Source organism: Pseudomonas caspiana, from assembly GCF_002158995.1.
In the GTDB taxonomy this organism is placed as follows: Bacteria; Pseudomonadota; Gammaproteobacteria; order Pseudomonadales; family Pseudomonadaceae; genus Aquipseudomonas; species Aquipseudomonas caspiana.
In genome coordinates this window covers 126514-136892 of the sequence record NZ_LOHF01000019.1, presented here as the reverse complement: position 1 = coordinate 136892, position 10379 = coordinate 126514, and the positions used below count along the sequence as shown (strand labels likewise).

The following is a 10379-nucleotide window of genomic DNA, read 5'->3' as shown; positions in this document are numbered from 1 at the left end:
AAATACCGCCATCGCGGCCTCGCGGTGCTCGTGCGCTCCTACAGGTTCTATGTTTGCTGCGCGACAGCGGGGTGTCAGGGGCGCCGAGCGATATCCTAAAGATCCACGCCCTCCTGCATGCGTTCAGCGCATGCATATCTTCCCAATGAGCGTTTTCCTGCATTCAATTTCGCGAGTTATTCTCGGGCCTACAAGGGCATAAGACCCTGACGATGTTTCACCCGATTGCTTCTCTGCCCCACTCGTGCGCGGGACCACTCCCTGCGTAATTTGCATGCAGGAGTTCAACGTGAACGCTATAAAAAACACGCCAACCCACAACCAGAAAGCACGCAAAGCCGTCATCGCGACCGTGATCGGCAACGGTCTTGAATGGTTCGACTTCACGGTCTACAGCTTCTTCTCGGTCATCATCGCCAAGGTGTTTTTCCCCACCGACAGCGAACTCACCTCTTATCTACTGGCATTGGCGACTTTCGGCGTAGGCTTTTTCATGCGTCCGGTCGGCGGCATTGTGCTGGGCGTTTACGGGGACAAGCACGGGCGTAAAGCCGCGCTGTCACTGACCATCCTGTTGATGGCGCTGGGTACGCTGATCATTGCGATCACCCCAAGCTACGCGCAAATCGGTTTGATCGCGCCGGTGCTGATCGTCCTCGCACGGCTGCTGCAAGGCTTCTCCGCGGGCGGTGAAATGGGCAGCGCGACGGCGTTTCTGACCGAGCACGCGCCAGACGGCAAGAAGGCGTTTTACTCCAGCTGGATTCAGGCCAGTATCGGCGTTGCCGTGCTGCTGGGTTCCACACTGGGCGCCATCCTCTCGAACTACCTGACTCAAGCGCAGCTGGAAAGCTGGGGCTGGCGGATCCCGTTCATCATCGGCACGCTGATCGGGCCGGTAGGCTTCTACATTCGTAGCCGCATCGACGAAACCCCGGTCTACAAAGAATCCAAAACTACTGAATCGCCACTGAGGGAAGTCTTCCGTACTTACCCACGGGAAACCCTGATCAGCTTCTCGCTGGTGGTGCTGTGGACGGTCTGCACCTACGCGATTCTGTTCTACATCCCGTCCTATTCGACCCGGGTTCTGGGCCTGCAGAGCGGCGTGGGTTTCAGCGCCGGGATGATGGGCGGCGCGGTGTTGATCGTGGCCACGCCAATCGTCGGCATGCTGGCTGACAAAACCGGTCGCAGGCCGTGGCTGCTGGGTTCGGCGGCAGCAATTTTCGTTGCGGCTTATCCGATGTTCCTGTTCATCAACCAGATGCCGGGGCTGGCCTCGCTGCTGATTTTTGAAGTGGTGATGGGCCTGCTGATCGCCGGTTATATCGGTTCGATTCTGGCCGCGTTCAGCGAACTGCTGCCGACTCACGTGCTGTCCACCGGCCTGTCCGTGGCCTACAACTTTGCGGTCACGATCTTCGGCGGTTTCGCCACGTTCACTATTACCTGGCTGATCGCCAACACCGGCAGCAATGTCGCGCCAGCCTTCTACATCATGTTCGCGGCAATGGTCAGCGGTTGCGGCGCGTTTCTGTACCGCGACCGCAAGACCACCGCCAATGCCACCTTCAAAGGAGCCGCTCTGCAATGAGTACTCAAAACACTGCACGCCTGATCCTGCGCAACGGCCAACTGCTCGACCTGAACAAAGGCGAATTGCTGGGCGGTCTGGAAGTTGTGATCGAGGGTGGGCGCATCAGCGCTGTTCGCCCACAAAATGATGCTGCCGAGGCCGATGCCCAGGTCATCGATCTGAATGGCCGCACGCTGATGCCCGGCCTGATCGACTGCCACGTTCACGTGCTGGCCTCCAACGCCAACCTGGGCATGAACGCTCTACAACCCAACGCGATCATCATGTACCGCGCCCTGCCGATTCTTGAAGCAATGCTCAATCGCGGCTTCACCACCGTGCGTGACGCTGGCGGTGCCGACTGGGCGCTGGCGCGCTCTATCGCGCTGGGTCTCGTGCCGGGGCCACGTATTTTTGCAGCGGGTAAAGCGCTGTCGCAAACCGGTGGTCACGGCGACATGCGGGCTCGTGGTGAGTTGCTGCTGAGCGAGCCGTGCTCGTGCTGCTTCCGTGCTGGCGCTATTGCACGTGTCGTGGACGGCGTCGATAACGTACGTTTGGCTGTGCGTGAAGAACTGCAACAAGGCGCCAACCAGATCAAGATCATGGCCTCGGGCGGTGTGTCGTCCCCAACAGACCCGATTGCCAACACGCAGTACAGCGAGGCGGAAATCCGCGCCATCGTTGATGAAGCCGAGGCCGCCAATACTTACGTGATGGCTCACGCTTACACCGCTCGGGCGATTCGTCGCGCTATCGAATGCGGCGTGCGCACCATCGAGCACGGCAACCTCGTTGACGCCGACACCGCAAAACTCATGGCCGAAAAAGGCGCGTTCGCGGTGCCGACTCAGGTCACCTACGAGATGCTTGCCAAGCACGGTGCCGAAGCCGGTCTGCCGCCTGATTCCGTGGCGAAGATTGAAGACGTGCGGCTGGCCGGTCGCAACGCGCTGAAGCTGTTCGCCGAAGCGGGCGTGGAAATGGGCTACGGCTCGGACCTGCTGGGCGACATGCACCAATACCAAAGCCACGAGCTGCAGATCCGCGCCGAAGTGCTGGGCAACCTCGCTGCCCTGCGCAGTGCGACCACCGTCGCGGCCAAAATCCTGCAGCGCGAAGGCCAACTGGGCTGCATCGCCGAAGGCGCCATCGCCGACCTGCTGGTGGTCAACGGTAACCCGCTGGAATCCATCGAGTGTCTGGTGGGCCAAGGGGAAAACCTGGCGATGATCATTCAGGAAGGCAGCATCAAGAAGAACACCTTGGTGTAAATGCTGAAGTGTTTCGAAGCCCGCCTTGCGCGGGCTTTGTTGTTTCTGGGAGTGGCGAAAACCATGTTCAACCGCAAGACTCTGCAGCTTGCTCCCGATGAGGTCGGCACATCCACCCTATGTGTTCCCTACAACACCGTCATCGCGAGCAAGCTCGGCTCATGCAAGGGAAAGCGCTAATCAAACCTGTAACTCCGAAGGAGTGTGTGTCTTGAGCCAGTCAGCAAGCGCTGCATTCATGCGTGTCTGCCAACCCGGACCTGACGCTCTGAATTGCTCAAGTACCTCAGGTGCAAGTCGGATCGTAATACGCTCACGCACCGCGTCAGACTTTGGCCTGCCACGTTTGATGACGCGACTACCCTGATATTCATCAGCTCGCTCGAAAAAAGCGTCTGTCAGCTCTGGCGCATCATCCGGGTCAACCCAATTGATACCGGTAGAAGTTTTTTTCTCGCTCATTGGCCTTCCTCATGGAAATGATACGGCGAGCCGCGCCGCGCGGTGTCCAGACCATGACGAGCATTTGCCCATGCAGCAAACCAACCGTAATAAAGCGCACTTCTCCATAATCCACCCGGTCATCCTCGGCAGTGAAGTAGTGCCCCGCAAATACATGCACCGCATCGGCAAAATCAACGCCACGCTCGGCCAATGTCTTGTCACGTTTGGCTGAATCGAAGGTAATTTGCATGTATTTATTGTATGCACAATAAATACATCCGCCGAGTCTGACAAGGCCTCCAGACAATGCAGGGAATTTCAGCAAATATCGAAGAATTGATCCTTATTCACGTAAGACTCCGACCGATCTCCGAAATAACAGCACAAACGTTCCAAAGCCCTTCCCTTCAAAGTCATACAGTCGTCGTACATCTAGCCCATGCGGGCCGGGGCCTGTAGCCGAGATGCCCGATTTAGAGCCTTCGACGATTCAAAATTAGCATGGCACTTTGCCTGCTTTGGATGTTGCAAGATGTTACAGATCGTGAAACATTCCCCCCGTTTTCGTGCGACAACTTGTCGCTAGCGCTGAATCGACGTCTTCCGTGAGCGTCGTTTCCGACCAGGCGCGCCACTAGCCTCCGAACCTGAAAAAGCCACGGCTGCAGTTGCCTAAGGTAGACAAATACATGTCTTGTTTTACTCGAGAAAGACAGCGGATCAGAGGTGCCTGTATGGGTCTGCTGACGCTGATGTTGTGCCTGGCGGGTTCCGCCAATGGCCAAGAGCTGGAGGCCAATGCGTCTGCCGGTAAACGTGTGGCGATCGCCTCTGACTGCGTCGCGTGTCACACCACGCCTGGCGGCAAGCCATTCGCTGGCGGTTACCCGCTCAATTCGCCGATGGGTGTGATTTATTCGACCAACATCACCCCATCGAAAACCAACGGTATCGGCAACTACAGCCAAGAGCAGTTCGCTCGTGCGGTGCGCGACGGTGTGACGCCGGATGGCACGCATCTGTACCCCGCGATGCCTTACACCTCGTATTCGAAGATCACCGACAGCGATATCGCCGCGCTTTACGACTACTTCATGCATGAAGTACCGGCTGTGGACACGCCATCGCCGAAAACTGAACTGGCGTTCCCGTTCAACATTCGTGCATCGATGATCGGTTGGAACCTGTTGTTCCACGACACCACACGCTTCACGCCGGACGCCAGCAAATCCGCCGAGGTCAATCGCGGCGATTATCTGGTCAACGCGCTGGCTCACTGCGACACGTGCCACACGCCACGTAACTTCCTGATGGCCGCTGACAATAGCAAGCCACTGGGCGGCGGTGCGTTGGGCGCCTGGTATGCGCCTAACATCAGCTCGGACAAAGTCAGCGGCATCGGCGCCTGGTCCAGCGATGAGATCGTCGCTTACCTGCGCACCGGGCATGTGGAAGGCAAGGCGCAGGCCGCAGGCCCGATGGCTGAAGCGGTCGAGCACAGCCTGCAGTACTTGCCGGATACCGACCTGAAGGCGATTGCGGCCTATCTGAAGCAGACCGCTCCGGTTAAGTCGGGTGAGAAGAAAGCCCGCCACGAATTTGGCCAAGCCTCCACCGACGAACTGACTCTGCGCGGTGGCAAACCGGAAGACAATCCGGGCTGGCACGTGTTCAGCGGGACCTGTGCCAACTGCCACCAACCTAATGGTCAGGGCAACAAAGAATATCCATCGCTGTTCAACAACACGGCCACCAGCCGTGCTGACAACCTGGTCGCGACCATCGTCTACGGCGTGCATCGCACCGTCGATGGCGTGGCAGTCGACATGCCTGGTTTTGGTCCCGATGGCTTCTTCACTGATCGTTTGACCGATCAGGAAATTGCCGACGTCAGTAACTATGTCCTGTCGCACTACGGCAACCCGGACCAGAAAGTGACCGCTGCCGATGTCGCCCAAACCCGTGCGGGCGGCCCAACGGCTCCGCTGGCGACCCTGGCCAGGTTCACGATCCCGGCAATTATCCTCGTGGTTCTGCTGATCGGCCTGGTGGTATGGCTGATCGCACGCCGCCGCAAGGAGGTCTGAGCAATGGATACTTCAATGACTGACAAGCAAGCATCGACTCAACCTGAATCGCCGGCTGGCGTCTCGCGCCGTAATTTGCTGCGCGGCTCTGTCGCACTGGGCCTGATGGGTCTGGTGGGCGGCATGCTGCCGTGGCAATCGGTACTGGCTGCAGAGCAGTCGAGCGCCGACTTTATTGCGCTGTCGCAGTTTCTGGTGAGCCGTCCGGTCAATCCGGTATTGGCTGCGCGCTACTACACGGCCCTGGCCAAACGCGCACCGAACTTCGCCGGTAATGCTGCCGCTCTGAAGCAGCTGATTGCCGACAACAACCTCAAGCATGTCGATGAATACCTGAAGCTGGCCAACCCTGACGCGTCCCTCAAGGCAACCGCGACCAGCATCATTGCCGCCTGGTATCTGGGGATCGTTGGCGAAGCCGCCGACGCGGAACTCGTCGCCTTCTCCGAAGCGATGATGTACCTCCCGACCCACGGCACCCTCATCGTCCCAACTTACGGCAGCGGCCCGGCAACCTGGGGTCCCAAGCCAGCAGATACCAAGGATTCCAGAATATGAGCAGCGGTGATTTCGACGCCGATGTGGTGATCATCGGCTCCGGCGTAATGGGCGGCCTGATCGCCAGCGAACTGGCCAAAGCCAAAAAATCAGTGATTGTGCTGGAAGCAGGTCCACGGGTTAACCGACGCGATATCGTCGAGACCTTCCGCAATGCGCCGATCAAACTGTCGCTGGCCAACGCCAAGCTGCAAGGGGCCGGCTCGCCGTACCCAAGCCTGCCGCACGCGCCGTCCACTTATGGCGACTACCTGCAGCAAGTCGGGCCGGTGAAGTACAACACGTCTTACCTGCGCGTTGTCGGCGGCACCACTTGGCACTTCGGTTCGTCGCTGTGGCGCATGCTGCCTAACGACTTCCGCCTCAAGTCCCTGTACGGACGCGGTCGCGACTGGCCTATCAGCTACGACGAATTGGAACCCTTCTACGCTCGCGCCGAAACCGAGCTAGGCGTGTCAGGCGTCGACGGTCAGGATGAAAGCGGTCAGGGTGGTGCTGCATTCCCGCCGCGCTCGATCCCTTACCCGATGGAAGGCCTCAAGCCGAGCTACATGTTCAAGCGTCTCTCTGAACTGCTCAGCAAAGGCGGCTACAACCCGATTCTGGAACCCAACGGTCGCGCCACTCGTCCGTACGGCAAGCGTCCGCCGTGTGCAGGCAACAACAACTGCAACCCGGTATGTCCGATTGCCGCCAAGTACGATGGCTCCATGCACATCGACGAGGCCGAGAAGCATGGCGCCAAGGTCATGGATAACTCGGTGGTTTACAAGATAGAGGCCGACGATAGCGGCAAGATCACGTCTATCTGGTACATGAAACCGGACAAATCCAAGCACCAGCTCAAGGCCCGTTACTTCGTGCTGGCGGCCTACGGCATCGAGTCGCCGAAGTTGTTGCTGATGTCCACCTCGGAGAAATATCCGAACGGCATCGCCAACTCCTCCGACCAGGTCGGTCGTAACCTGATGGACCACACCGGCATCAGCATGAACGTGATGACCAAGGAAGATATGTGGCCGGGCGAAGGGCCGACGCAACTGCTGGTTTATCTGAACAGCCGCGACGGTGCATTCCGCAAGGATTACCCGAGCTACAAGATCAAGGTACGTAACACCGTGCCGACCTCGCAGATCACTTCGAACCTGATCGCCAAAGGCGTGCTCGGCTCCAAACTGGATGAAGGCATTCGTCTGCAATCGGCGCGCTCGCTGAACTGGGCGGTGGACTTCGAAACCTTGCCGCTGCCGGAGAACCGCGTAACGCCGAGCAAGACCAAGTTCGACGCAATTGGCCTGCCAGTTCCGGAGATCTATTACAGCGTGCCGGACTACTGGCATGCCGGTAAGGAAAAGGCGCTGGAGGACTTCAAAAACTTCGCCAAGCTGCTCGACGCGGACATCCTCAGCACCGACGTTGGCTTCCAGAACCGCCAGCACATCATGGGCACGACCATCATGGGCGACGATCCGAAGGATTCGGTTGTCGACCGCGATTGCCGCACCCACGATCACCCGAACCTGTTCATCGCGGGTACCAGCGTCATGGCCTCCTCGTCCAGCGTTAACCCAACGCTGACCGGTGCGGCGCTGAGCCTGCGGATTGCGGATGAGTTGCTGAAAGAGGTTTAAGAACCCTGGCGATTCATCTCTGGATCGCCATACCGTGCAGGAGCTGCCGAAGGCTGCGAGCGCATTTGCTGACTCACCGCGAATCGCGGCCTTCGGCAGCTCCTACAGGTGTCAAACCCAAAATCCGTAACGCTGGCGAAACACTTTCAATCGGTTTAACCTCGCTACTCCCTGGCGCAATGGATGCGCAGCCACATCAAGGAAGAGTGCATGGATCCCAGCGAGAGCCAGTCTCGGGACAAACTCAATCCATTTGAGCGTCTGAGCGCTCCAACTCAGGACGTGCCTCGAGCGTATAGACGTTATCCCTCCAAGCCTTCGCGGCTTTACCGACGTATCTTTGTGCCGTTGTTGTTCATCGTTGCTGCGGGCTATCTGCTGATGCATTTCAGTGACCGTCTGCAAAGCGTTATTCAACAAGTCACTGCCCATCGAAATCCTACGCCCACCTTGCCTGCCAGTTCCAATCCGGTACCCCCGATGTATACGCGTGACGCCTTGGTTGCCCCCAAACCGCTGGCCGACTGCATCAAACCGGACAACATCATTGATGAAGCCGTCGCCACCTGCCGCTTTGGACAATTCCCCCGCACAGCCCGGAATCCAGACGCAAGCGGGATGGTGAGTGCGTCCTACCTGGCGAAGTACCAAAGCGAGCAGCAACAAACCGCACGCACCAAACGCGTCACGGCCTCTAACGTCGAGCGCGGCACTGTCTGGCAATGGGACGGCAAACGCACCTACGCAGCCGAATGGACCGTCAAGGACAACCGCATCGACGGCAGCAGCGTCTGCGCCAACTATCGGCGTGGCTCGATCGAGCACCGCGAATGCCGCAAAGGCGCCAAAGTTTACTTCCGGGAAAAATGCCGCGAATGGGGCAAGCGTCGGGACAAAGACGGCAGCGACGCCAGCCAGGCTATCGAAGAGCGATTTTGTTCTGCCGGTCACGGCTTCAATCCGCTGAGTTAGACGCGCGTTGCGATGGCGCATATGCCGTCATGAATTACACATATTGCTAGCAATCCATCCCGGCTGTATTTTTTTGACTATTTCTTTCGACATCTTTTGTAACGCTCTGCCCCCTATAAACTGGGGACGACGCGTAATCAGCTGCGTCATCCCGCCACAGGTGGCGCGGTCTAGAGCGGTTGCCATCATCGCCCTCAGATGGGATAAATAAAAAGCAAACGGGCTCGAAAATCTATAAAAAACATAGATTCATGGGTAATTGAAGTCGTATAGCGGCGATCCTGCATCAGATGAAAGTCCACACGTTATGTGTTCGCGCATTTGCCAACAGCGTGTCGGGCAACCCTGCCTTTCAACCTCATTGAGGCCATTCATACGGCGTCACCAAACGCCGTGCTGTACCTAAAAGAAGGACCGGAAAATTGAGCGATCAATCCACTCCGAACACTGCACTCGCCAGATTCTGCGAGAAAACCGGCATCCCCTATCCTATGTTCTGGGGCTTCGTCGGCCTGCTGATCTTCATGATCGGCGATGGCGTCGAGTTGGGTTATCTCTCCCCCTTTCTCAGCGAACGCGGCATGCCTGCCGATGAAATCGCCATGGTCTTCACCATCTACGGTGTCACTGTCGGTATCTCCTCCTGGCTGGCGGGCGCGCTCTCGAACATCTGGGGTCCCAAGCGCGTCATGATTCTTGGCTTGCTGATCTGGAGCGCCTTCGAGGTGCTGTTCCTGATCTACGGCCTGCAAAAACTCAGCTACCCCATGATCCTCCTGACCTACGGCCTGCGTGGCTTCGGCTACCCATTGTTCGCCTACGGTTTTCTGGTCTGGATCGCAGCCGCCACTCCGTCACGCAAAATGGGTATGGCTGTGGGCTGGTTCTGGGTTGCCTATGCAGCCGGGCTGCCGACCCTTGGCTCACTGGTCGCGAGCGTCAGCATCCCGCTCATTGGTGCCATGGCGACGTTCTGGCTGTCTTTCGCACTGGTAGTGGTCGGCGGCGTGATCGGACTGGTGGGCATGCGCGACGCTCATGGCATGAAGCGTCTGGCCCCCGAAGGCGAAAAACCTCTGGTCTCGATGGCCAAGAACATCACCATCATGTGGGAAATGCCCAAAGTGTCGCTTGCCGGCCTGGTGCGCGTGATCAACACCTCGTCGATGTTCGGCTTCCTGGTGATCATGCCTGGCTTCTTCATGCACACCGTAGGCTTCAGCCTCGAAGAATGGCTGCGACTGCTGACCATCGTGTTTGTGTTCAACATCATCGGCAACCTCGCTTCCAGCATCATCAGTACCCGGATCGGTTATCGCAATACGATCCTGTGGCTGGGCGCCGTCGGCAGCACGATCAGCACGCCGCTGTTCTTCTTCATGCCGCAGGCGTTCCCGAATGACTTCCTGATCGCATCCATTTTTGGTGCCCTCTACGGCTTGACGCTGGCCTGCTTCGTGCCGCTTTCGGCACTCGCGCCAGCCCTCGCGCCGCAGAACAAAGCTGCCGCATTGTCTGTCTTGAGCCTTGGCGCAGGTGCTTCGACCTGGGTCGGCCCAGCCGTCGTCGCGATCTTCCAGGACAGCTTCGGTCTGGCTGGCGTGGTCTGGGCATTCACTGGCCTGTACGCCCTGAGCGCAGTCATGACCGCCTTCCTGCGCGACCCGGAACCGGTGTTCGAACCGACGCTGACCAAGACCAAGCGCAAAGTTAAAGTCCGCGCGCCACGTCTTGATTATCGTTGGGCGCATGCGGAGCAGAATAGGTAAGAGTTTTCGCAAACCTTGTGGGAGCAGGGCTTGCCCGCGATACAGTTACCGCGGATTTCAAGCTC

General features: G+C 58.3%; 9 protein-coding genes. 7 read left to right on the top strand and 2 right to left on the bottom strand.

What is annotated here, in order from left to right; all coding sequences use genetic code 11:
- Positions 1-289: 289 nt before the first annotated feature.
- Positions 290-1597 carry an MFS transporter gene (locus tag AUC60_RS20245; protein WP_405624503.1) on the top strand — a complete coding sequence of 436 codons (1308 nt, stop codon included), beginning with the start codon at positions 290-292 and terminating at the stop codon, positions 1595-1597.
- Positions 1594-2853, top strand: coding sequence for a metal-dependent hydrolase family protein (locus AUC60_RS20240; protein WP_087271726.1), 1260 nt, complete (start codon positions 1594-1596; stop codon positions 2851-2853). Before AUC60_RS20245 ends, AUC60_RS20240 begins: the two co-directional genes overlap by 4 nt.
- Before the next feature lie 180 nt (positions 2854-3033).
- Here the strand turns inward: AUC60_RS20240 and AUC60_RS20230 are convergent, their stop codons facing one another.
- Positions 3034-3315 carry a BrnA antitoxin family protein gene (locus tag AUC60_RS20230; protein WP_087271719.1) on the bottom strand — a complete coding sequence of 94 codons (282 nt, stop codon included), beginning with the start codon at positions 3313-3315 and terminating at the stop codon, positions 3034-3036.
- Positions 3275-3547 carry a BrnT family toxin gene (locus AUC60_RS20225; protein ID WP_087271717.1) on the bottom strand — a complete coding sequence of 91 codons (273 nt, stop codon included), beginning with the start codon at positions 3545-3547 and terminating at the stop codon, positions 3275-3277. The genes AUC60_RS20230 and AUC60_RS20225 overlap by 41 nt, the downstream gene beginning before the upstream one ends.
- A gap of 484 nt (positions 3548-4031) precedes the next feature.
- Between AUC60_RS20225 and AUC60_RS20220 the strand changes: the two genes are divergently transcribed.
- The 5 genes from AUC60_RS20220 to AUC60_RS20200 all read left to right on the top strand — a co-directional run bounded on the left by AUC60_RS20220 (position 4032) and on the right by AUC60_RS20200 (position 10314).
- Positions 4032-5384 (top strand): cytochrome c, encoded by a 1353-nt coding sequence (locus AUC60_RS20220; RefSeq protein WP_238599607.1) that lies wholly within the window; start codon positions 4032-4034, stop codon positions 5382-5384.
- Between the two features lie 3 nt (positions 5385-5387).
- Entirely contained in the window at positions 5388-5942 is a 555-nt protein-coding gene (locus tag AUC60_RS20215; protein ID WP_087271711.1) for a sugar dehydrogenase complex small subunit, read from the top strand.
- Positions 5939-7573 carry a GMC family oxidoreductase gene (locus AUC60_RS20210; protein ID WP_087271708.1) on the top strand — a complete coding sequence of 545 codons (1635 nt, stop codon included), beginning with the start codon at positions 5939-5941 and terminating at the stop codon, positions 7571-7573. The genes AUC60_RS20215 and AUC60_RS20210 overlap by 4 nt, the downstream gene beginning before the upstream one ends.
- A 210-nt stretch (positions 7574-7783) precedes the next feature.
- A complete protein-coding gene (locus AUC60_RS20205; protein ID WP_087271704.1) occupies positions 7784-8545 on the top strand; it encodes a hypothetical protein in 762 nt (253 codons plus the stop codon).
- Positions 8546-8967: 422 nt separating this feature from the next.
- On the top strand, positions 8968-10314 hold the full coding sequence (locus AUC60_RS20200) for an MFS transporter (RefSeq protein WP_087271701.1): 1347 nt from the start codon (positions 8968-8970) through the stop codon (positions 10312-10314).
- Positions 10315-10379: the final 65 nt, after the last annotated feature.

Excerpts from the sequence above, each read along its gene's own strand:
- AUC60_RS20215 (WP_087271711.1), top strand. The coding sequence starts at position 5,388 with ATGGATACTTCAATGACTGACAAGCAAGCATCGACTCAACCTGAATCG.
- AUC60_RS20240 (WP_087271726.1), top strand. The coding sequence starts at position 1,594 with ATGAGTACTCAAAACACTGCACGCCTGATCCTGCGCAACGGCCAACTG.
- AUC60_RS20205 (WP_087271704.1), top strand. The coding sequence starts at position 7,784 with ATGGATCCCAGCGAGAGCCAGTCTCGGGACAAACTCAATCCATTTGAG.
- AUC60_RS20220 (WP_238599607.1), top strand. The coding sequence starts at position 4,032 with ATGGGTCTGCTGACGCTGATGTTGTGCCTGGCGGGTTCCGCCAATGGC.
- AUC60_RS20225 (WP_087271717.1), bottom strand. The coding sequence starts at position 3,547 with ATGCAAATTACCTTCGATTCAGCCAAACGTGACAAGACATTGGCCGAG.
- AUC60_RS20230 (WP_087271719.1), bottom strand. The coding sequence starts at position 3,315 with ATGAGCGAGAAAAAAACTTCTACCGGTATCAATTGGGTTGACCCGGAT.
- AUC60_RS20210 (WP_087271708.1), top strand. The coding sequence starts at position 5,939 with ATGAGCAGCGGTGATTTCGACGCCGATGTGGTGATCATCGGCTCCGGC.